18 protein-coding genes are annotated in these 20,414 nt (G+C 68.8%); 10 read left to right on the top strand and 8 right to left on the bottom strand.

Features of this window, described 5'->3' with window-relative positions; genetic code table 11:
* Nucleotides 1-290: 290 nt before the first annotated feature.
* The 4 genes from VFA06_RS16590 (at nucleotide 291) to VFA06_RS16575 (ending at nucleotide 5,707) form a co-directional block, all read left to right on the top strand.
* On the top strand, nucleotides 291-2,114 hold the full coding sequence (locus VFA06_RS16590; protein ID WP_324841484.1) for a phosphoenolpyruvate carboxykinase (GTP): 1,824 nt from the start codon (nucleotides 291-293) through the stop codon (nucleotides 2,112-2,114).
* A 159-nt stretch (nucleotides 2,115-2,273) separates the two neighbouring features.
* Nucleotides 2,274-3,035, top strand: coding sequence for an isoprenyl transferase (locus tag VFA06_RS16585; protein WP_324841483.1), 762 nt, complete (start codon nucleotides 2,274-2,276; stop codon nucleotides 3,033-3,035).
* Nucleotides 3,036-3,296: 261 nt separating this feature from the next.
* A complete protein-coding gene (locus tag VFA06_RS16580; RefSeq protein ID WP_324841482.1) occupies nucleotides 3,297-4,634 on the top strand; it encodes a PhoH family protein in 1,338 nt (445 codons plus the stop codon).
* A 500-nt stretch (nucleotides 4,635-5,134) separates the two neighbouring features.
* On the top strand, nucleotides 5,135-5,707 hold the full coding sequence (locus tag VFA06_RS16575; protein ID WP_324841481.1) for a hypothetical protein: 573 nt from the start codon (nucleotides 5,135-5,137) through the stop codon (nucleotides 5,705-5,707).
* A gap of 64 nt (nucleotides 5,708-5,771) precedes the next feature.
* On the opposite strand, the gene VFA06_RS16570 is transcribed toward VFA06_RS16575, so the two are convergent.
* A complete protein-coding gene (locus VFA06_RS16570; RefSeq protein WP_324841480.1) occupies nucleotides 5,772-7,040 on the bottom strand; it encodes a hypothetical protein in 1,269 nt (422 codons plus the stop codon).
* Nucleotides 7,000-8,649 (bottom strand): fumarate hydratase, encoded by a 1,650-nt coding sequence (locus VFA06_RS16565; protein WP_324841479.1) that lies wholly within the window; start codon nucleotides 8,647-8,649, stop codon nucleotides 7,000-7,002. Before VFA06_RS16565 ends, VFA06_RS16570 begins: the two co-directional genes overlap by 41 nt.
* Nucleotides 8,650-8,763: 114 nt before the next feature.
* Between VFA06_RS16565 and VFA06_RS16560 the strand changes: the two genes are divergently transcribed.
* Nucleotides 8,764-9,420, top strand: coding sequence for a DUF1707 SHOCT-like domain-containing protein (locus tag VFA06_RS16560; RefSeq protein WP_324841478.1), 657 nt, complete (start codon nucleotides 8,764-8,766; stop codon nucleotides 9,418-9,420).
* Nucleotides 9,417-9,899: an acyl-CoA thioesterase gene (locus tag VFA06_RS16555; RefSeq protein ID WP_324841477.1), complete on the top strand. Its 483-nt coding sequence runs from the start codon at nucleotides 9,417-9,419 to the stop codon at nucleotides 9,897-9,899. Before VFA06_RS16560 ends, VFA06_RS16555 begins: the two co-directional genes overlap by 4 nt.
* A gap of 33 nt (nucleotides 9,900-9,932) precedes the next feature.
* Here VFA06_RS16555 and VFA06_RS16550 read toward each other — a convergent pair whose 3' ends face one another.
* Nucleotides 9,933-11,957 (bottom strand): MDR family MFS transporter, encoded by a 2,025-nt coding sequence (locus tag VFA06_RS16550; RefSeq protein WP_324841476.1) that lies wholly within the window; start codon nucleotides 11,955-11,957, stop codon nucleotides 9,933-9,935.
* 168 nt (nucleotides 11,958-12,125) lie between these two features.
* Nucleotides 12,126-13,136, bottom strand: a complete 1,011-nt coding sequence (glpX, locus tag VFA06_RS16545; protein ID WP_324841475.1) for a class II fructose-bisphosphatase — start codon at nucleotides 13,134-13,136, stop codon at nucleotides 12,126-12,128.
* A gap of 154 nt (nucleotides 13,137-13,290) precedes the next feature.
* On the opposite strand from glpX, the gene VFA06_RS16540 reads away from it, so the two are divergent.
* Nucleotides 13,291-13,845: a DUF4245 domain-containing protein gene (locus VFA06_RS16540; RefSeq protein ID WP_324841474.1), complete on the top strand. Its 555-nt coding sequence runs from the start codon at nucleotides 13,291-13,293 to the stop codon at nucleotides 13,843-13,845.
* A gap of 47 nt (nucleotides 13,846-13,892) precedes the next feature.
* Here the strand turns inward: VFA06_RS16540 and VFA06_RS16535 are convergent, their stop codons facing one another.
* Entirely contained in the window at nucleotides 13,893-14,126 is a 234-nt protein-coding gene (locus tag VFA06_RS16535) for an exodeoxyribonuclease VII small subunit (RefSeq protein WP_324841473.1), read from the bottom strand.
* A gap of 51 nt (nucleotides 14,127-14,177) precedes the next feature.
* Here VFA06_RS16535 and VFA06_RS16530 point away from each other — a divergent pair, with 51 nt between their 5' ends.
* Nucleotides 14,178-14,660 (top strand): GNAT family N-acetyltransferase, encoded by a 483-nt coding sequence (locus VFA06_RS16530; protein ID WP_324841472.1) that lies wholly within the window; start codon nucleotides 14,178-14,180, stop codon nucleotides 14,658-14,660.
* A 125-nt stretch (nucleotides 14,661-14,785) separates the two neighbouring features.
* Here VFA06_RS16530 and xseA read toward each other — a convergent pair whose 3' ends face one another.
* On the bottom strand, nucleotides 14,786-16,009 hold the full coding sequence (xseA, locus tag VFA06_RS16525) for an exodeoxyribonuclease VII large subunit (RefSeq protein WP_324841471.1): 1,224 nt from the start codon (nucleotides 16,007-16,009) through the stop codon (nucleotides 14,786-14,788).
* Between the two features lie 174 nt (nucleotides 16,010-16,183).
* Here xseA and VFA06_RS16520 point away from each other — a divergent pair, with 174 nt between their 5' ends.
* Nucleotides 16,184-17,224 (top strand): 4-hydroxy-3-methylbut-2-enyl diphosphate reductase, encoded by a 1,041-nt coding sequence (locus tag VFA06_RS16520; RefSeq protein ID WP_324841470.1) that lies wholly within the window; start codon nucleotides 16,184-16,186, stop codon nucleotides 17,222-17,224.
* 16 nt (nucleotides 17,225-17,240) lie between these two features.
* Here the strand turns inward: VFA06_RS16520 and VFA06_RS16515 are convergent, their stop codons facing one another.
* Together VFA06_RS16515 and VFA06_RS16510 are read right to left on the bottom strand one after the other, a co-directional pair.
* Nucleotides 17,241-17,744, bottom strand: coding sequence for a DUF6542 domain-containing protein (locus VFA06_RS16515; RefSeq protein ID WP_324841469.1), 504 nt, complete (start codon nucleotides 17,742-17,744; stop codon nucleotides 17,241-17,243).
* Between the two features lie 339 nt (nucleotides 17,745-18,083).
* On the bottom strand, nucleotides 18,084-19,262 hold the full coding sequence (locus tag VFA06_RS16510; RefSeq protein ID WP_414639911.1) for a DNA recombination protein RmuC: 1,179 nt from the start codon (nucleotides 19,260-19,262) through the stop codon (nucleotides 18,084-18,086).
* A gap of 42 nt (nucleotides 19,263-19,304) precedes the next feature.
* Here VFA06_RS16510 and ychF point away from each other — a divergent pair, with 42 nt between their 5' ends.
* Nucleotides 19,305-20,378, top strand: coding sequence for a redox-regulated ATPase YchF (gene ychF / locus VFA06_RS16505; protein ID WP_324841467.1), 1,074 nt, complete (start codon nucleotides 19,305-19,307; stop codon nucleotides 20,376-20,378).
* The last annotated feature ends 36 nt before the right edge of the window (nucleotides 20,379-20,414 follow it).

Genomic DNA, 20,414 nt, shown 5'->3' with positions numbered 1-20,414 from the left:
ACAGCCGAGGTGCGCGGATCCAGTGCTTCACCGCCCGGGCCCATGAGATTCGTCACATCGCGCTCCCGTCCCGGCCGCTGCCGCGGCCTGCTGTTTCATTCTTTTTCAGGACATTGCGCCACGCCGCGTCGGTGCGCCCGTTGGCATCTCAAGGGTAACCTACGCATCCGTAAGTTACCCGAGCGTAGGATTTAGGTATCCACGATGCGGACACTCGTGGCTATAGTCCAAAACACCCCTCACCACGCCCGGGAGGTGCGGACCCCCGGCGTACTTTAGGAGTGCGTGCGATGTCGTTCGCCCTTGCAGAATCCCTTTTGTCCGAGAATCCCCCTACCCGCCATCCGGGCTTGCTGTCCTGGGTGCGCGAGGTCGCCGAACTGACCAAGCCGGAGCAGATCGTCTGGTGTGACGGCTCCGACGAGGAGTGGACCCGGCTGACCGGCGAGCTGGTCGAGAAGGGCACCCTGCGGCGACTGAACCCTAAGAAGCGGCCCAACTCCTTCTACGCGGCCTCGGACCCCTCCGACGTCGCCCGGGTCGAGGATCGCACGTTCATCTGCTCGCAGCGGGAGGAAGACGCCGGGCCGACGAACCACTGGGTCGCGCCCGCCGAAATGCGCGAGACGCTGCACGGCCTGTTCGACGGCTCGATGCGCGGCCGCACGATGTACGTCGTGCCCTTCTCGATGGGGCCGCTCGGCTCCCCGCTCTCCGCGCTCGGCGTCGAGATCACCGACTCCGCCTATGTCGCGCTCTCGATGCGGGTCATGACGCGTATGGGCGAGGCGGTGCTCAACGAACTCGGTGAGAACGGCGACTTCGTCAAGGCCGTGCACTCGGTCGGCGCCCCGCTGGAGCCCGGCCAGGCCGACGTGCCGTGGCCGTGCAACCCGACCAAGTACATCACCCACTTCCCTGAGGACCGCGAGATCTGGTCGTACGGGTCCGGCTACGGCGGCAACGCGCTGCTCGGCAAGAAGTGCTACGCGCTGCGCATCGCCTCGGTCATGGCCCGCGACGAGGGCTGGCTCGCCGAGCACATGCTCATCCTCAAGCTGACCCCGCCCAACGGGCAGACGCGGTACATCGCCGCGGGCTTCCCGTCCGCGTGCGGTAAGACGAACCTCGCGATGCTTTCCCCGACCCTCCCCGGTTGGAAGGTCGAGACGGTCGGCGACGACATCGCGTGGATGCGTTTCAGCGAAGACGGACGCCTTTACGCGATCAACCCTGAGGCCGGATTCTTCGGCGTCGCGCCCGGAACCGGGATGGCCACCAACGCCAACGCGATAGCCACTTTGACCGAAAACACCATCTTCACCAACGTCGCGCTGACCGACGACGGCGACGTGTGGTGGGAGGGCCTGACCGAGGAGCCCCCGGCGCACCTGACCGACTGGAAGGGCCGCGACTGGACCCCGGACTCGCCCGAGCCGGCCGCACACCCGAACTCGCGGTTCTGCGTGCCCGCCGCGCAGTGCCCGACGATCGCGCCCGAGTGGGAGGATCCCAAGGGCGTGCCGATCTCGGCGATCCTGTTCGGCGGCCGCCGCGCCACGTCCGTGCCGCTGGTCACCGAGTCGCTGTCCTGGCAGCACGGCGTCTTCCTCGGCGCGAACGTCGCCTCCGAGAAGACCGCGGCCGCGGAGGGCACGGTCGGCGAGCTGCGCTACGACCCCTTCGCCATGCTGCCGTTCTGCGGCTACAACATGGGCGACTACTTCGCGCACTGGCTCCAGGTCGGCGCGGCCGCGGACCCGGAGAAGCTGCCGCGCATCTACTACGTGAACTGGTTCCGCAAGGCGAACGACGGCCACTTCCTGTGGCCCGGCTTCGGCGAGAACAGCCGCGTGCTCAAGTGGATCGTCGACCGCCTCGACGGCCGCGCGGACGGCGTGCAGACGCCCATCGGCGTGGTGCCGACCCCGGACGCGCTCGACCTTGACGGCCTCGAGATCGACGACAAGGACCTCGACCAGCTGCTGTCCGTGGACGTCGAGGCCTGGCGGCACGAGGCGGAGCTGATCCCGTCGCACTTCGAGCGCTTCGGCGACCACCTGCCCGAGGCGCTGTGGGAGGAACACCGCGCGCTCAAGTCCCGGCTTGGCTGAACTGAGTTCGCTTCGTTGCGCGACGAGCCGGTAGTAACCGTCATCTGAGCGGATCTTCACCAGATCCTCACAGCCGCCTCGCCTCTTCGGGGGTTGGGGCGGCTGTGATGGTTATAGGGTTCCGCAGGAGAACCGCAGGGCCGAGGAGAGGCGTCGGAGATGAGCGTGCGAGACCTCGTCTACGGCGTGTACGAGAAACGGCTGACCGCGAAGCTGGACCGTTCCCGCATGCCGCGTCACGTCGGCGTGGTCATGGACGGCAACCGGCGCTGGGCCAAGTCCGTCGGCGAGCAGATCGCCACCGGGCACCAGCGCGGCGCCGACAAGATCCACGACCTGCTCGGCTGGTGCGAGGAAGCCGGGGTCGAAGTGGTGACCCTGTGGCTGTTCTCCACGGACAACTTCAACCGGCCCGCCGAGGAACTCGCCGACCTGCTGCGCATCATCGAGGGCTCAGTACGCAGCCTCGCCGACACCGGACGCTGGCGCGTACGCCCGCTTGGCGCGCTGGACCTGCTGCCCGGCGATTTCGCCCGCACCCTCAAGGAAATCGGCGCGCGGACCGCGGACAACCCCGGCCTCGTAGTTAACGCAGCAATCGGATACGGCGGCCGACAGGAGATCGCCGACGCGGTACGGTCCCTGCTCCAGGAACACGCCGAACGCGGTACGTCGATCGAGGACCTGGCGCAGGTGATCGACGTCGAACATATCGCGCAGCACCTTTACACTCGCGGGCTGCCCGATCCGGATCTGCTCATCCGCACCTCTGGAGAGCAACGCCTTTCCGGGTTCATGCTCTGGCAATCGGCGCATTCCGAGTTCTACTTCTGCGAGGCTTTCTGGCCCGCGTTCCGCAAGATCGACTTTCTCCGCGCACTGCGTGATTACAGCCTGCGGCAGCGCCGCTATGGTGCGTAACGAGCGCTGACACGTCCGAGGACTGCGCCGCAGGCCAGGCCGGAGACCGTTTTCGCATAGGCCGCAAGGGGTAATGCCCTGGTATGACGTGTGACACCGGCCCCGCTGGCAGACCTCGGAAGGCTGCCGCGCACGGTCCGGTGATCAGCCGAAAACTCTTCGCCTGGAGCCGCCCCCCTTCCTTACCGTTGTGACCGGTGTGCAAGTCCCACCCTCGTTCAGGGCGCGCCGGGCACGGCGCGCCACAGGGAGTCGTGCTAAGTGGCCGTTACACCCAAGCGCCGTTCCGCCCGTCCCGAACGGCGCACTTTCGTGCTGGACACCAGCGTCCTCCTCGCGGACCCGGCCGCGATCACCCGCTTCGACGAACACGAGATCGTCATCCCGCTCGTGGTCGTGAGCGAACTCGAAGGCAAGCGTCACCACCCCGAACTCGGATACTTCGCGCGTTCCGCGCTGCGGATGCTCGACGAGCTGCGCGTGAAGTACGGACGCCTCGACGCGCCCATCCCGATCGGGAACGCGGACGGCACGCTGCGCGTCGAGCTCAACCACACCGACCCGACCGTGCTGCCGCCGGGATTCCGTCCCGCGGTCGCCTCTCCGGACAACGACACCCGCATCCTCTCGGTGGCCAAGAACCTGGAGGCCGAAGGCAGGCAGGTGACGCTGGTCTCCAAGGACCTGCCGCTGCGGGTGAAGGCCGCCGCGGTGGGGCTGCCGGCCGAGGAGTACCGCGCGGAGCTGGCGATCACCTCGGGCTACACCGGCATGGCCGAGCTCGAGATCGGCGGCAACGTGGTGGACCGGTTGTTCGAGGAGGGGCGGGCGGAGATCGCCGAGGCGGCCGATCTGCCGTGCCACACCGGCCTCGTGCTGGTCTCCGAGCGGGGTAAGGCGCTCGGGCGGGTGACCGCGGACAAGCAGGTGCGGCTGGTGCGCGGCGATCGCGAGGCGTTCGGGCTGCACGGCCGCTCCGCGGAGCAGCGGATCGCGCTCGACCTGCTGCTCGACCCGGAGGTCGGCATCGTCTCGCTCGGCGGGCGGGCCGGCACCGGCAAGTCGGCGCTGGCGCTGTGCGCGGGCCTCGAGGCGGTGATGGAGCGCCGCCAGCACCGCAAGGTGGTGGTCTTCCGGCCGCTGTACGCGGTCGGCGGCCAGGACCTCGGCTACCTGCCCGGCACCGAGGGGGAGAAGATGAACCCCTGGGGCCAGGCGGTCTTCGACACCCTCGGCGCGCTGACCACGACGGACGTGATCGACGAGGTGGTGGACCGCGGCATGCTCGAGGTTCTGCCGCTCACCCACATCCGCGGCCGCTCGCTGCACGACTCCTTCGTGATCGTGGACGAGGCGCAGTCCCTGGAACGCAACGTGCTGCTCACCGTGCTGTCCCGGGTCGGCTCCGGCTCGCGGATCGTGCTGACCCACGACGTGGCGCAGCGCGACAACCTGCGCGTCGGCCGGTACGACGGCGTCGTGGCGGTCGTGGAGAAGCTGAAGGGGCACCCGCTGTTCGCGCACGTGACCCTGACGCGCTCCGAGCGCTCGCCGATCGCCGCCCTCGTGACCGAAATGTTGGAGGATCTGGCGGTCTGATCCCACCCGATCGCGGGCGCGCCCACGGGGGAACCCGCGCGCGATGTGACCCACGACACAAAATCGAGGCCCCGGGAAGCAATTCCCGGGGCCTTTTGCGCGCTTTTTGATCAAACAGCTGACCTGCACCGGCTAGACGAAGCGTGAACGGCTGTCCACGGACGGTGCAATTGGTGTGATTTAACCCACATCTGAAAGATTTGGGGTTTGCGGCAACATTCAGGCAGTGTCTTGGTTCGTCAGGCCCCCCGCACCGGGTTCCCGATTCGGCACAGCGAACGGAACGACCCGGGTGCGCCACCCGCCGGCGTGTACCTCCCGCCGCGGGCACCAAGAGTCAAAAGGGGCGAGGCGCCGAGCGCGCGCGGCAGAGCAAAGGTTCCAACGCGGCCATCCCGGCCGCTGCTTCGCCATGCCCGCCGGCAGACGGAAGGTTATTTGTGCCCAGGCTCCGCCTGTCCATTCCCGAGTCCATATCGACGCACAAGCACAAAATCGCGGTGACCGCCGCGTCGTGCACCGCGGTCACCGGCGCCATCATCGGTGCCCTCGCGGCCGGCGCGTCGGGTGCGAACGCGGCTACTGCACCGGTGGCGCACGTTGTCCATATCCCCGTGCTAGCCCCGACGCTCCCGGCCTCGCCGAGTGCGAGCGCCAGCGCGACGCCGTCCGCGGCGCCCACCAGCGCCAAGCCGCCGGCCCCCGCGACGACCAAGGCCGCGGCCCCGGCTCCGGCGACCACCAAGCCGGCCCCGGTGGTGCCGAAGGTGGTCGACCCCTACGCGGGTCTGAGCGCGTACCAGATCGCCGAGCGCATCGTGCCCTCCGGCGAGTTCGGCTGCTTCGACTGGATCGTCACCCGCGAGTCGGGTTGGGACGTCCACGCCACGAACCCGTCCAGCGGCGCTTACGGCCTCGGCCAGGCCCTGCCCGGCTACAAGATGGCCTCCGAGGGCTCCGACTGGCGCGACAACCCGGTCACTCAGATCAAGTGGACGCTGAACTACATGGACGAGCGTTACGGCTCGCCGTGCTCGGCTCAGTCCTTCTGGGAAGCGCACAACTGGTACTAAGCCGATTCGGTCGGTTTACGCCGCGGTTAGCCGCAATGCATCCACACAGGTCGGGCGGGACGCCTCACACGTCCCGCCCGACCTGTTCGTCTGCGGCGTCCGCGCCCTGAAGCGAATAGGCGTTTGCCGGAATCTGCGGGTACGGCCCCGCTGATTGCCGACCGATACGCAAGCGCACGCAGGCCGCTGCAACGATGACCAGTGTGCCGCCGAGAGCGAACCAGAATCCTGGCAGCAAAGTCGTTGAGGCCACGTAGTCCGAAAACCGCGACGCCGCGTTCCAGCCGAGCAGCGATTGCCGCGGGAAGATCGCGCGTATGCCGATATCGGGCAGTCCCCCCGCATTGAACAAGGCCGGGCCGAGCAGCCACGCCACGGACAGGGCACGTGACCTTATGAATCCGGCCGCGATCGCGAATCCGGCGACGACGGCAAAGCCGCCGAGCGCGCCGGCCTTGCCGAAGTTGCTGCGGCCGGTGAAGTTGCAGCAGTAGTACGTGTGCAGGTCGCCGAAACCCGGAAGTCCGTAGTGATCCACGCGCCAGCTCATGAGGTTGGAAAGCAGCAATAGCCCACCGCCGAGCAGAGCGCCCCCTCCGAGGCACAGGAGCCCGATCCGGAGCCGTTGTGCGCGCTCGGGGATGACGGCCGGCGGTTCGCGCCGCAGCAGGTCACGCAGCGCGAACCCGGCGAAGCCGGCGGCGATCACCGTGGCCAGCTCGATGGAGATGAAGACGATCATGGCGGTGCGCCCGTCCGACGGCCTCGTGAACAGCGAAGGCCGGAAATTGCCGGGATTGATCGCGATCCAGGACACCGGGAGTGCGATGGCGAGTCCAAGCCCGAACACCCGGGTCCTTCGTATCAACACGAGTGTGCCGACCGCCGCGAACAGCAGCAGCACGTAACCCTTATTCGCGTCCTGCTGTGGAAAGGCGTACGCATGCGGGTCGACGAGGCTGTTGGATCGAGCGATGGCTAGCCACACGAAATGCGTCGCCGATGCCAAGAAGTACAGCACCGCGACCACGACGTACAACTGGTCCGGCTCACTGGCCGATCCCGCGGGCTGCGGCCAGGAGACCGAGGCCGCCGCCTCCTTCTCCTGCGGGCTGCCTTGCTCGACGATCGCCCACGGATCGCTTTGCGCCATGAAACATCCCCCGCCTGTGTCCTCTACCGTCGGCGCAGCCGACGGTAGAGGCCCGCGCCTCGGCGGAACAAGCACTTTTCGATAACGGCAGAGGGCGTACAGACGAGGGGTTTTCAGCGTGGCGTGCGCCGCCGTTTGATCAAGGCCTCTGCCCGATCCGCAGCAACGGCTTGTCGTCACCGGGGTTGGTGAAGAAGTCGTTGCCCTTGTCATCGACCACGATGAATGCCGGGAAGTCCTCGACCTCGATCCGCCAGACCGCCTCCATGCCGAGCTCCGGGTAGTCGAGCACTTCGACGTGCTTGATGCAGTCCTGCGCCAGCCGGGCCGCCGGGCCGCCAATCGAGCCGAGGTAGAAGCCGCCGTGCTCCTTGCAGGCCTCGGTGACCTGCTTGCTGCGATTGCCCTTGGCCAGCATCACGTACGAGCCGCCCGCGGCCTGGAACTGATCAACATATGAGTCCATCCGTCCGGCCGTCGTCGGACCGAAGGAACCCGAGGCGTAACCCTCCGGCGTCTTAGCCGGTCCGGCGTAATAAACCGGATGATCCTTCATGTACTGCGGCAGCGGCTTGCCCGCGTCCAGCAGCTCCTTGAGCTTCGCGTGCGCGATGTCCCGCGCGACCACCAGCGTTCCGGACAGCGACAGGCGCGTCTTGACCGGGTACTTCGACAGCTCCGCTCGTACCTCGCTCATCGGCCGGTTCAAGTCGATGCGCACCACGTCGTCGTCAAGGTGCTCATCGGTCGTCTCAGGCAGGTAGCGCGCCGGGTCGGTCTCCAGCTGCTCCAGGAACACTCCCTCGACGGTGATCTTCCCGAGCGCCTGGCGGTCGGCGGAGCAGGACACCGCGATCGCGACTGGGCAGGAGGCGCCGTGACGCGGCAGCCGGATCACCCGCACGTCGTGGCAGAAGTACTTGCCGCCGAACTGCGCGCCGATCCCGAGGTGCCGGGTCAGCTCCAGCACCTCGGCCTCGAGCTCCACGTCCCGGAAGCCGTGCGCCAGCATCGAACCCGAGGTCGGCAGGGTGTCGAGGTACTTCGCCGAGGCGTACTTGGCGGTCTTGAGCGCGTACTCCGCGGAGGTGCCGCCGACCACGATCGCCAGGTGGTACGGCGGGCAGGCCGAGGTCCCCAGCGAGCGGATCTTCTCCTCGAGGAACCGCAGCATCGCCTTCGGATTGAGGACCGCCTTCGTCTCCTGATACAGGAACGACTTGTTCGCCGAGCCGCCGCCCTTTGCCATGAACAGGAACTTGTACGCGGACCCGGAGGTGGCGTACAGCTCGATCTGCGCCGGGAGGTTGGAGCCGGTGTTCTTCTCCTCCCACATGGTCAGCGGCGCCATCTGCGAATACCGCAGGTTCAGCCTGGTGTAGGCGTCGTACACACCCTGTGCGATGTGCGCCTCGTCGCTGCCGTCGGTCAGCACGTTCTGCCCGCGCTTGCCCATCACGATCGCGGTCCCGGTGTCCTGGCACATCGGCAGCACGCCGCCGGCCGCGATGTTCGCGTTCTTCAACAGGTCGAGCGCGACGAACCGGTCGTTCGGCGAGGCCTCGGCGTCGTTCATGATCGAGGCGAGCTGGGTCAGGTGCGCCGGCCGCAGGTAGTGCGCGATGTCGTGCATCGCGGTGTCGGTCAGCAGCCGCAGCGCGGAGGGCTCGACCTGGAGGAAGGTCCGGCCCGCGGCGGACACCGTCGACACGCCTTCGGTCGTCAGCAGCCGGTACTCGGTCTCGTCCGGCCCGAGCGGCAGCAGGTCTGAATAAGCGAACTCGGGCATGCACAAGCCTCCTGTGACCGTACGTTTCATAAGTCCGCGGCCTCGCGGCGTCACGGACTATGTACGAAGCCTATGCCCGAGCGATAAGCGCCTCGCGCCGGGTAGCGTAGCGGGGTGACTTCTCCTGCGATGCGTGGTCCGGAAGACCGCAATCCCGGCCTGCGCGCCTCCGATGCCGACCGTGAACACGTCGCCGAACTGCTGGGGCGGGCCTTCGCGGAAGGCCGGCTGAGTTCCGAGGAGCACAGCGAGCGGCTCGAGGCCGTCTACGCCGCGAAGACGATGGGCGAACTGCGGCCGCTGGTGTCGGACCTGCCGGTGGTCTTCGCGCCGCCCACGGCCGCCGCCACGGCGACCGGCGCCGGGCTCACCGACCTGGCCGCCGCGGACGCCACCACGCGGTACGGCGGCGGAGAACCGGTCGTCGCGCTGTTCAGTGAGACGAAGCGGACCGGCCGGTGGCTCGTGCGCTCCGGCCTCAACGCCCGCGCGATCTTCGGCTCAATCGAGCTCGACCTGACCGAGGCGATGCTCGAACAACGCGAGATCACCATCGTCGCGAACGCGGTGTTCGGCGAGGTGATCATCCGCGTCCCGGAGGGCGTCATCCTGCACGACGAAGGCAGCGCGATCTTCGGCTCGCGCAAGCTCGCGGCCAGACCGGGCACCTTGTTCGGACCGGAGACGCCGGTTGTGCACGTGCAGGGCGTCGCGGTGTTCGGCAATGTCGAAAGCAAGGGGCCGAAGAAGAAATGGCTCAAGGGCCGATGAGCAGCGGCGACACGAACAGCGGCGACACGAACAGCGGCGATATGAACAGCAACGGCATGCACGGTGCTTCGATCGACAAGCCGCTCTACCTCCACCGCGCAACGGTCTGGTTCGACGAGCTGGACATGGTGGGCGTCCTGCACAACGCGCGTTACGCGATCCACGTCGAGCGCGCCATGACCGCGCTCTACCACTCGCTGACCGGGCTCGATCCCTCGGACAGCTACGTTGTGGTCAAGCACTACGAGATCGAGTTTCTGCGGCCGTTCACCCGCGAGCGCGGCGAACTCGTTGTCGAGATCGGCCTCGGCCGGCTCGGCCGGACCAGTGCCGTGTACACGTTCCGTTGTCTGTCTGAGGGAGACGACGGCGCGGAGATCGAGCACGCGCGCGGTACCCGCACCATCGTGAAGGTAACGCGCGGCGACCTGCGTCCCGCGCCGTGGTCAGACGGATTGCGCGCCGCGGTAGCGGGCTAACGCAGCGCCGACTGCTTTGCGCACTTGCGCTGCTCAACCCTGACGCGACATCACGTCACGGTTCGGCGCGTCCAGCGAGTTGTCTGCCAAACGGTGCAGCATCGCCAGCAGATCCGCGTGCTGTTCGGGCGACCAGCCGGCCAGCTGCTCCTGCAGGATCTCCGACCGTGCGCTGGAGAGCTGGTCGATGATTTGCACGCCGGCCGGTGTGAGCGTCACCAGGCCGTCCGCGTCGCGCTGCGCGAATCCGCTCGCGATGATGCCGTCGATCTTCGTACGAACCTGCTCGACCGGCAGGCCAAGTCGTCGGGCCGCCGCCTCGTCGGTGATCGGACCGGCGTGGTAGAGCCGGAACAAGCCGTACGCCTGCGGGATCGTGATGTCCACGCCGGCCCGCTCGATCACGGTCTGGTACCGGTCCCACAGGTTCTGCCGGCTGGTAAGCCTGGTCAGTGCGCGCTCGATCTCGTCGAGCGAGCTGCGGAAGGTCGGCAGGCCGGTCGCCTCGCCAAGCTCCGACGCCCTGGTCGCGCCGCGCAGCGGCACCTCGCGCAGGAACAGCGTGAGCAGGAACGCGACGAGCGTGATCGGCACCGCGATAAGGAACACCGTCTGCATCGACAACGCGAAGATGTGCAAGAAGGGCGCGGCCTGCGTGTGCGGCAACTGACGCACCGAGGTCGGCGATTCGAGCACGCGTCGCACCGGGAAGGTGGTCGGCAGCGTGCCGTCCTTCAGCGCGCCGGTGACCTTCGAGCTGAGCTGGTTGTTCAGGATCGTGCCGAAGATCGAGGCGCCGAACGAGCCGCCGATGGAGCGGAAGTACGTCGCTCCGGAGGTCGCCGTCCCGAGGTTCGCGTACTCCACGGCGTTCTGCACGGCGATGATCAGCACCTGCATGGTCATGCCGAGACCGAAGCCGAACACCGCCATGTCCACGCCCATGACCGTCGCGGTGGAATGTTCGTCGATCCGGGAGAGCAGATAGAGCCCGAACGCCATCAGGGCCGTGCCGACGATCGGATAGATCTTGTATCGGCCGGTCTTGCTGATCAGCTGTCCGCTGCCGATGGAGGCGACGAGCAGACCGCCCATCAGCGGCAGCAGCCGCAGTCCCGAGACGGTCGGGGAGTTGCCGTTGACCACCTGCATGAACAGCGGGATGAAGGAGAGCGCGCCGAACATGCACAGGCCGACCACGAACCCGATCGCCGAGCACATGGAGAACACCGGGTTGCGGAACAGGTGCAGCGGCAGCACCGGTTCGGCGACCCGCTGCTCCACGAGTACGAACCCGAACAGCAGCACCACCGCGCCGATCCCGCAGCCCCACACCTCGACGGAGTTCCAGGCCCAGGTGCTGCCGCCGAGGCTGGTGATCAGCACCAGGCAGGTCGAGGCGGCGGCGAGCAGCGTGGTGCCGGCGTAGTCGATGCGCGGCCGCTGCTTCGGGGACTTGGTGCGCAGCGCGGTCGCGATGACGCCCAGCGCGACCACGCCGACCGGCAGGTTGACGTAGAACACCCAGCGCCAGGACAGGTTGTCGACCAGGAAGCCGCCGAGCAGCGGCCCGAGCACCGAGGACACGCCGAAGACGGCCCCGATGACGCCCTGGTACCTGCCGCGGTCCCGCGGCGGCACGACGTCCGCGATGACCGCCATGGCCAGCACCATCAGCCCGCCGCCGCCGATGCCCTGGAAGGCGCGGAAGGCGATCAGCTGGGGCATGTTGTGCGCGACTCCGCACAGCACCGAGCCGGCCAGGAAGACGATGATGCAGACCTGGAAGACGGTCTTGCGGCCGAACAGGTCGCCGAGTTTGCCCCACAGCGGCGTGGTCGCGGTCGAGGCGAGCATGTACGCGGTGACCACCCAGGACAGGTGGTTCGCCCCGCCCAGGTCGCTGACGATGGTCGGCAGCGCCGTGGACACGATGGTCTGGTCGAGCGCGGCCAGGAACATCCCGAGCATCACCCCGGCGAACACCAGCCGTACCCGGCGGGCGTCCTCCTCGACGGGGGCGACGTTCGCGGCGGTGTCCTCGATCTGACCCGACATCAGCGCCTCCGAGGCGATCGCGCGACCCTGAAGATGGTTGTTCCCTCAAACAGAGGTAACACCCCGAAATGCCCGATGCCCGCCAGAAACGCTAAACGGATGAGTTGAAACGCCCTATCACCGCGCTGGCCGGTGCGCGCCGGCCAGCGCTTGGCGATCTGCTGGCGGCTAGCCGAAGTCGATGGCGCTGAACTTACGCAGCTTGTCGAGCCGGTGTTCCGAGTCGATTCGGCGGACCGTGCCGCTCTTCGACCGCATGACGAGTGAGGACGTTATCGCCCCTCCGGCGCGGTACCGCACTCCACGCACCAACTCGCCGTCGGTGATCCCGGTGATGGCGACGAACGCGTTCTCACCGGTGACCAGGTCGTCCGTGGTCAGCACCCGGTCGAGATCGTGGCCCGCGTCCAGCGCCTTGCGCCGCTCCGCGTCGTCGCGCGGCCAGAGCCGGCCCTGGATCACGCCGCCGAGGCACTTCATCGCGCAGGCGGCGATGATGCCCTCCGGCGTGCCGCCGACGCCGAGCAGCAGGTCGATGCCGGTGTCCGGGCGCACTGCCATGATCGCGCCAGCGACGTCGCCGTCCGAGATGAACTTGATCCGCGCCCCGGTCTCGCGCACCTCGCGCACCAGGTTCTCGTGCCGCGGCCGGTCCAGGATGACCACGGTCACCTCGGTCGGCCGGCAGCCCTTCGCCCGCGCGACCGCGCGGATGTTGTGGTCGACCGAGGCGGTGATGTCGACGGTGTCCGCCGCCTCCGCGCCCGTGACCAGCTTCTCCATGTAGAAGACCGCGGACGGGTCGTACATCGCACCGCGCTCGGCCAGCGCGATGACCGCGATCGCGTTCGGCATGCCCTTGGCGTTGAGGGTGGTGCCGTCGATCGGATCGACCGCGACGTCGCACTCGGGTCCGTCACCGTTGCCGACGCGCTCGCCGTTGTACAGCATCGGGGCGTTGTCCTTCTCGCCCTCGCCGATCACCACGACCCCGTCCATCGAGACCGTGTTGATCAGATGCCGCATGGCGCCGACCGCCGCGCCGTCCGCGCCGATCTTGTCGCCCCGGCCTACCCACCGGCCGGCCGCCATCGCGGCGGCTTCGGTGACACGTACCAGCTCAAGGGCCAGGTTACGGTCGGGAAGCTGAGGGTTTTCGGTCTCGGACGTGCTACTCATGGTGGTGTCCTTCCGCACGGGACATCATGAAGAGGCGGCGGGCCGCTGAGGGGCGGCCGAAGAATCCGCTGATTCGCCGGTCTATTGATCGTAGCGATGCGGACAACCCGCCCCCGGTCGTCGGCCGCCGCGGCCGATCGGAGACGATGGAGACATGGCGAACTCGGCTAAGTCGCGGCTCAGAACCACCGTCCGGGACATGGTGCTCTCCCTGGCGGTGATCGCGGTGCCGATCGCCGTGGTGCTTGCGGTCAAGCCCTCGAAGGCGGGCAACCCGGTGCATCCGGTGGACACCGCCGCGTATCAGACCACGCTCGGCGCCGCCCGCGCGGCAGAGCCGTTCCCGGTGCTCGCGCCGACCGGGCTGCCGGCGAACTGGAAGCTCACCTCGGCTTACTACAACCCGGCGGGGGGCTCCGGACCGGCCGAATGGCACCTGGGTTACCTCACCCCGAGCGGCGGCTACGCCTCGCTGGAGCAGACCAGCGAATCCTTCGCCAGTTACTTGAACGACCAGCACTCGAACGCGAGCCAGGACGGCGCGGTCCAGATCGCCGACGCGACCCCGACCGAGTGGCAGCACTACACCGGAACCGCACCGGGAGGGCTCAAGACGCTGCTGTACTCGCAGAACGCGAAGTCGACCGTCATCGTGGCCGGCAGCGCCTCGCTCGCGGAACTGGAACAGCTGGCCGCCGCCCTGCACTGACCGGTCCCGGTCGGGGCGCCGTTCGGCCAGCCCCGGGTGGCGGGAAGTCAGCCCTCCTCGCGGGCGGCGACGGCAGCATCAAGACGGGCCCGCGCGCCATCCAGCTTCGCCTGGCAGTGTGCGGCCAACGCCTCGCCGCGCTCCCACAGCGCCAGCGAGTCCTCCAGCGAAAGCCCGCCGGCCTCGAGCCGCTGCACCGTCGCGACCAGTTCCTCGCGCGCCTGCTCGTAGCCGAGCCCGCTCAGGTCGTCGTGCGCCGCGGAATTCGCTTCTTCAGCCATGGCGACCACGATAGGTTGCCGGGGCGACAGCTACACGCAAGGAGTCGAACTGTGGGAATCACGGCGCGCCAAGCGGTGGTCTCCGACGCCGAGGAGCTGACCCGGCTACGCGAGGTGATGATCTCCACCTTCGGCCCGATCCCGGACCACTCCTGGCGGGAGCCTTGCATTGCGGCCTTCCGCACCGCGCTGGCCGACCCGGCCGGTCCGTTGCAGGCGTTCGTCACCGACGCGCCGGATCAGCCCGGGATGCTGGCTGCCTGCTCGGTCGGCGTGATCCAGCAGCGGCTGCCCGGTCCGGCGAACTGGACCGGCCAAACCGGCTACATCCTCAGCGTCGCCACCGATCCGCGATTCCGCCGTCAAGGCCACGCCCGCGCCGTCGTCGTGGCGACTCTTGACTGGCTGCGTGCCCGTGGCGTGCCACGCGTGGACCTGCACGCCTCGGACCAGGGTGAATCGCTTTACCGCGATCTCGGCTTCCACGAACCGCGCGGCATCGCGCTCACGGCGTGGCTCCCGAATCAGCGCTGACGCGAATCACTGCTGACCCGTCTCAGCGCCGACCCGGGTCGGCATTGACCCGAGTCACCGCCGACCCTGATCAGCCGCCGGCACCGACCACCGAACCGGCCTCGTCAGCCGCCCGCGCCGACTGCCTAGTCAGCTCCCGCCTCGTCGGCCACCGTCGCGTTCAGCGAACCGCCGGCCAGCCGCAACGTAAGCGCATCGCCCGGCTCCACCTCCTCCGGCTTGCGCACCACCGCCCCACCCGCGCGCTGCACCACCGCGTAACCGCGCTCCAGCGTCGCGAGCGGGGAGAGCGCACGCACCCGCGCCAGGGTCTGCGTCAGCACTTCGCCGTCCTGGGTGACCTTGTGGCGCGCGCAGCGGTACGCCCGGTCTCGCAGCGCCGCGACCTCCTGCGCGCGCTGGTCGATCATGCCGTACGGCGCCGCCAGCACCGGCCGGGACCGGAAGCCATCCAGCGCCCGGCGCTCTCGGTCCAGCAGCTGATTGATCGTGCCCCACAGCCTGCGCCGCGCCTGCGCGACCCGCTCCATCTCCTCGTGCACGTCCGGCACGATCCGCTTCGCCGCGTCCGTCGGCGTCGAGGCGCGCAGGTCGGCGACCAGGTCCAGCAGCGGCGAGTCCGGCTCGTGCCCGATCGCGGAGACCACCGGCGTCCGGCAGGCGGCCACCGCGCGGATGAGCTGTTCATCGGAAAACGGCAGCAGGTCCTCCACCGAACCGCCGCCCCGCGCGATCACGATCACGTCTACCTCGGGATGAGCGTCCAGCTCAGCCAGCGCCGCGGTGACCCCGGCCACCGCGCCCGCGCCCTGCACCGCCGTCTCGCGCACCTCGAACCGGACTCCCGGCCAGCGCCGCTGGGCGTTCTCCAGCACGTCCTTCTCGGCCGCGGAGGCCCGGCCGCAGATGAGCCCGATCAAGTGCGGCAGGAACGGCAGCGGCTTCTTCAGCGCCGCGTCGAACAGCCCCTCCGCCGCCAGTCTGCGCTTGAGCTCCTCAAGCCGCGCGAGCAACTCGCCGATGCCGACCGGTCGCAACTCCTGCGCGAGCAGCGAGAACTGGCCGCGCGGCCGGTAGAAGTTCGGCTTCGCCCAGACCACGACCCGCGCGCCCTCGGACGGTGCCGGCACCACCTTCTCGAACACGCTGCGGTAACACGTCACGCTCACCGACACATCGTGCGACGGATCGCGCAACGTGAGAAACACCATCCCGGCGCCCGGCCGCCTGCTGATCTGCGTGATCTGACCTTCGACCCAAATCGCGCCCAGCCGGTCGATCCAGTCGCCGACCATCGTGGCGAGGGTCGAGACCGGCACCGGGTTCTCGAAAGAGGTCTGCAGGGCCATGCGCCAACGGTATCGGCCGACGCCGACACGGAGATCGGATACGCGCGCGTTCCGGCCGCGGTTCAGCCGCGGCACCGCACCCGTGCCGCAGGCGAGGGAAAAAGTGTGCGGGAGATGTAAAGATCGGCTCTCCCGCTCTGGGGCGCCCACCGCGTCCGCGAATACCATGGAGACATGGTCACCGCCTCCGGTTCCGCCCCGGCCACCTCAGGGTCCGTCTCCGCAGTGCCCGACTCCGCCTCGAGCGCAGCCTCCGCCGAAGCCCCGCAGCGCAAGCGGGTCCTGCTCGCCGCGCCGCGCGGCTACTGCGCGGGTGTGGACCGCGCGGTCCAGACCGTCGAACGCGCGCTTGAGCAGTACGGCGCGCCGGTTTATGTGCGAAAGCAGATCGTGCACAACAAGCACGTCGTGCAGACGCTGGAGGAGCGCGGGGCGATCTTCGTCGAGGAGAACGAGGAGGTGCCCGAGGGCGCGATCGTGATCTTCTCGGCGCACGGCGTCGCCCCCGAGGTGCACGATCAGGCGTCGCGGCGCAGCCTGCGGACTATCGACGCGACCTGCCCGCTGGTGACCAAGGTGCACAAGGAGGCGGTGCGCTTCGCCGACGAGGGCTACGACATCCTGCTCATCGGCCACGAAGGCCACGAGGAGGTCATCGGCACCACCGGCGAGGCCCCCGAGCACATCAAGCTGGTGGACGGCCCCGAGGGCGTCGCCGACGTCGAGGTGCGCGACCCCTCCCGGGTAGCCTGGCTCTCGCAGACCACGCTGTCCGTGGACGAGACCGAGCAGACCGTCGCCAAGCTGCGCGAGCGCTTCCCGCTGCTGATCGACCCGCCGTCCGACGACATCTGCTACGCGACGCAGAACCGGCAGGTCGCGGTCAAGCGCATCGCCCCGCAGTCCGACCTGCTGATCGTGGTCGGCTCGGCCAACTCCTCCAACTCGGTACGGCTGGTCGAGGTGGCCCTCGAGGCCGGGGCCAACTCCGCGTACCTGGTGGACCGCGCCGAGGAGATCGATCCGGCCTGGTTCGAGGGCGTCACGACCGTCGGCCTCACCTCGGGCGCCTCGGTGCCAGAGGAGCTCGTTCAGGGCGTCCTCGCGCTGCTCGCCGAGCGCGGATACAGCGACGTCGAAGAGGTCCGCTCGGCCCAGGAGAAGCTGCTGTTCGCGCTTCCGCATGAATTGCGGCGCAACCTGTCGAGCAGCTGACGCGCTGCCGGCTGGCTCAGCGGCGGAAGGGCAGCCTGCGGGCGAGGATGACGCACAGCGCCACTGCGGTACCGAAGAACACGGCCCGTGCCTTCAACGCCAGCAGCTCCAGCATCGTCGCGACGGTTCCCATCAGCCCGGAGCCCATGTCGTGCGGCGAGAAGGTCGCGACGAGCAGCAAACCGACGGCAAAGGCGAGTGGCGGGCCGACGACGGCCGAGTACCAGTCGGATCGTCGTACCTTCACGGCCGCATAGGCGCTGCCGACCAGGAACAGTCCGATGAGGCACCATGCGGCCGTACCGACGAGCAGTAGGTCCAGCGTCGCGCCGATGGCGCAGGCGCCGACGAGCACCATCGACACGCCGAACGCGGTGAGCGGCGCACTGCCGGCCAGCGGTCGCGCGAGTGCGGGCAGCGGCTGCTGGCGAGAGCCCGCGCCACCACCGAGCTGTGACCGCGCGCTCGCGCCTGAGCTAGAGCCGGTGCGCTGGCCGACGCCGCTCGGCCACGAAGGCATCGAACTCGGTGGCCGCCGTACCAGGCTCCGCGAGCCGTCTCCGGGCCGCTCAGCGTGCGTCTCAGCGGCGTGCCGGGCAGTTGGTTGGGGGTGCCACAGACTTCCCTCGGAGGATCCGTGTTCGGCCGCCGGGTACTGGCTCATACCTGCCACGGTAGGAACCGGCGCGGGCCGCCGACCGGTGCCACGCCCGCTGATCACTCATCTGGATGATGCGTCACCCCGAACGCATCAGAGCCCGTCTACCTGCGTGAATGAGACCTCTCATGCACTCGTGGGCGCGTCAGGGCGTTACGGCGCCACGGTGTCAGAGCGTCACAGTGCCAGGGCGCCACGGTGTCACGGCGTCATGCGATCGGAGGTGGTGCGCGGCGTCAGGCCGCCGGGCGCGCTCGGTAGCGGCAGCAGCGAGTCCAGCGCACTGGGGGAGCGGGGCGCGGTGTCCAGATGCCGCGGCGTCTCGGGCGCCGCCTCGCCGACGCCGAGGTCGTGCAGCCGCCGCGCGGTCACTAGCACGCGGGAGTCAAGCGACCCGACCGCCCGGTTGTATGCGGCGACCGCGCTGCCGAGCGACCCGCCGAGTCGGTCGACATGCCCGGCCAGAACCCCGATCCGGTCGTACAAATCCCGGCCGAGGTCGATGATCGTACGAGCCTCCGCGGCGAGCGTGTCCTGAGACCACGCATATGCGACGGTACGCAGCAACGTGATGAGTGTGGTCGGCGAGGCGAGCATCACGCGCCGCTCCGCCGCGTACTCCAGCAGATTGGAATCGGCTTCGAGCGCGTAGGACAGGAACGCCTCCCCGGGCACGAACAGCACCACGAACTCCGGCGTCGAGGCACCGACCATATTGAGCCGCTTCCAATACGCCCGGGAACCCAGCTGCTCCACATGCGCCCGCAGCTGCCGCGCGTGCGCCCGTAGCCGATCCGAGCGCATCTCCTCGTCCCGGGCCTCCGCAGCCTCCAGGAACGCCCCGAGCGGCACCTTCGCGTCCACGACCACGTTCTTGCCGCCGGCCAGGTGCACGACCAGGTCCGGCCGCGCCGCGCCCTCGTCGCCGTCGAGCGTGGCCCCGACCACCAGCTGCTCGGTGAAGTCGCACCGGTCCACCAGCCCGGCCAGTTCCACGGCGCGGCGCAGGTGCAGCTCGCCCCAGCGGCCCCGGACCTGCGGCGCGCGCAGCGCGGTGACCAGCGCGGCAGTCTGCCCGCGCAGCTCCTCGCCGGTGGTGCGCACATCCTCGATCTGCCGGGCCAGCGCGGCCTGCGCCGAGCTGCGCTCCCGTTCGATCTCGCGCAGCCGGTCGTCCAGGTGCCGCAGCGACTCCTGGATCGGCCGCCCGACCTGCGCGAACTGCTGATCGGCCAGCCCGAGCAGCCGGTCAGTGGACCGGTCGAGCGCCTCGGCGGAGGGGCCGCGCCCGCGCCCGCGCTCCCAGAGCACGCCCAGCACGAGGCCGAGGGCGAGCCCGATCAACAGCAGTACCAGCTCTCCAGCGTTCACGAACAACATCGTGGGAGTTACCACCGACAGGGACAACTAGACTTGCCGTCCATGGCCCTGCAGATCGGAATCGTCGGCCTGCCGAACGTAGGCAAGTCGACCCTCTTCAACGCGCTGACCAAGAACGACGTGCTCGCCGCGAACTATCCGTTCGCGACCATCGAGCCGAACGTCGGGGTGGTGGGCGTGCCCGATCCGCGGCTCGCCGTGCTGGGCGCGCTGTTCAAGTCCGAGCGGATCGTCCCGGCCACCGTCTCCTTCGTGGACATCGCCGGGATCGTGCGCGGCGCCTCCGAAGGCGAGGGCCTGGGCAACAAGTTCCTCGCCCACATCCGCGAGGCCGACGCGATCTGCCAGGTCATCCGGGTGTTCACCGACGCGGACGTGCACCACGTGGACGGCAAGGTCGACCCCCGCGGCGACCTGGAGACCATCAACACCGAACTGATCCTGGCCGACCTGCAGACCATCGAGAAGGTCCTGCCGCGCCTGCAGAAGGAAGCGCGGATGGCCAAGGAGAAGCAGGCCGTGGTCGCCGCCATCGAGCAGGCCAAGAAGGTGCTCGACGAGGGCACCACGGTCTATGCCGCCGGACTCGACCCCGAGCCGCTGCGCGAGCTGCACCTGCTCACCGCCAAGCCGTTCATCTACGTGTTCAACGTGGACGAGGAGGAGCTGACCAACGATCAGCTCAAGGCGGAGATGCGTGCCCTGGTCGCGCCGGCGGAGGCGGTGTTCCTCGATGCCAAGATCGAGTCCGAGCTGATCGAGCTGTCCGACGAGGAGGCGCTCGAACTGCTGCAGAGCATGGGGCAGGAGGAGTCCGGTATCACCCAGCTGGCCCGGGTCGGCTTCGACACCCTCGGCCTCCAGACGTATCTGACGGCGGGTCCGAAGGAGGCGCGCGCCTGGACCATCCGCAAGGGCGCCACCGCGCCCGAGGCGGCCGGCGTCATCCACACCGACTTCCAGCGCGGCTTCATCAAGGCCGAGGTCATCTCGTTCCAGGACCTGGTGGACGCGGGTTCGGTGGCCGAGGCGCGCGCTCGCGGCAAGGCCCGCATCGAGGGCAAGGACTACGTGATGGCGGACGGCGACGTGGTCGAGTTCCGCTTCAACGTCTGAAGCAGCTCGAGCCGCATCGCCGGGCAGTGTCAACCC

The sequence above is a fragment of the Actinocrinis sp. genome, assembly GCF_035653575.1.
In the GTDB taxonomy this organism is placed as follows: Bacteria; Actinomycetota; Actinomycetes; order Streptomycetales; family Catenulisporaceae; genus Actinocrinis.
Note: the sequence above shows the minus strand (reverse complement) of the source record. Positions and strands in the feature narration are given on the sequence as shown.

What these genes read in the sequence shown, in the direction of transcription:
- VFA06_RS16515 (WP_324841469.1), bottom strand. Translation starts at nt 17,744, where the DNA reads ATGCCTTCGTGGCCGAGCGGCGTCGGCCAGCGCACCGGCTCTAGCTCA.
- VFA06_RS16590 (WP_324841484.1), top strand. Translation starts at nt 291, where the DNA reads ATGTCGTTCGCCCTTGCAGAATCCCTTTTGTCCGAGAATCCCCCTACC.
- VFA06_RS16535 (WP_324841473.1), bottom strand. Translation starts at nt 14,126, where the DNA reads ATGGCTGAAGAAGCGAATTCCGCGGCGCACGACGACCTGAGCGGGCTC.
- VFA06_RS16550 (WP_324841476.1), bottom strand. Translation starts at nt 11,957, where the DNA reads ATGTCGGGTCAGATCGAGGACACCGCCGCGAACGTCGCCCCCGTCGAG.
- VFA06_RS16565 (WP_324841479.1), bottom strand. Translation starts at nt 8,649, where the DNA reads ATGCCCGAGTTCGCTTATTCAGACCTGCTGCCGCTCGGGCCGGACGAG.
- VFA06_RS16510 (WP_414639911.1), bottom strand. Translation starts at nt 19,262, where the DNA reads ATGTTGTTCGTGAACGCTGGAGAGCTGGTACTGCTGTTGATCGGGCTC.
- ychF (WP_324841467.1), top strand. Translation starts at nt 19,305, where the DNA reads ATGGCCCTGCAGATCGGAATCGTCGGCCTGCCGAACGTAGGCAAGTCG.
- VFA06_RS16520 (WP_324841470.1), top strand. Translation starts at nt 16,184, where the DNA reads ATGGTCACCGCCTCCGGTTCCGCCCCGGCCACCTCAGGGTCCGTCTCC.
- xseA (WP_324841471.1), bottom strand. Translation starts at nt 16,009, where the DNA reads ATGGCCCTGCAGACCTCTTTCGAGAACCCGGTGCCGGTCTCGACCCTC.
- glpX (WP_324841475.1), bottom strand. Translation starts at nt 13,136, where the DNA reads ATGAGTAGCACGTCCGAGACCGAAAACCCTCAGCTTCCCGACCGTAAC.
- VFA06_RS16540 (WP_324841474.1), top strand. Translation starts at nt 13,291, where the DNA reads ATGGCGAACTCGGCTAAGTCGCGGCTCAGAACCACCGTCCGGGACATG.
- VFA06_RS16555 (WP_324841477.1), top strand. Translation starts at nt 9,417, where the DNA reads ATGAGCAGCGGCGACACGAACAGCGGCGACACGAACAGCGGCGATATG.
- VFA06_RS16585 (WP_324841483.1), top strand. Translation starts at nt 2,274, where the DNA reads ATGAGCGTGCGAGACCTCGTCTACGGCGTGTACGAGAAACGGCTGACC.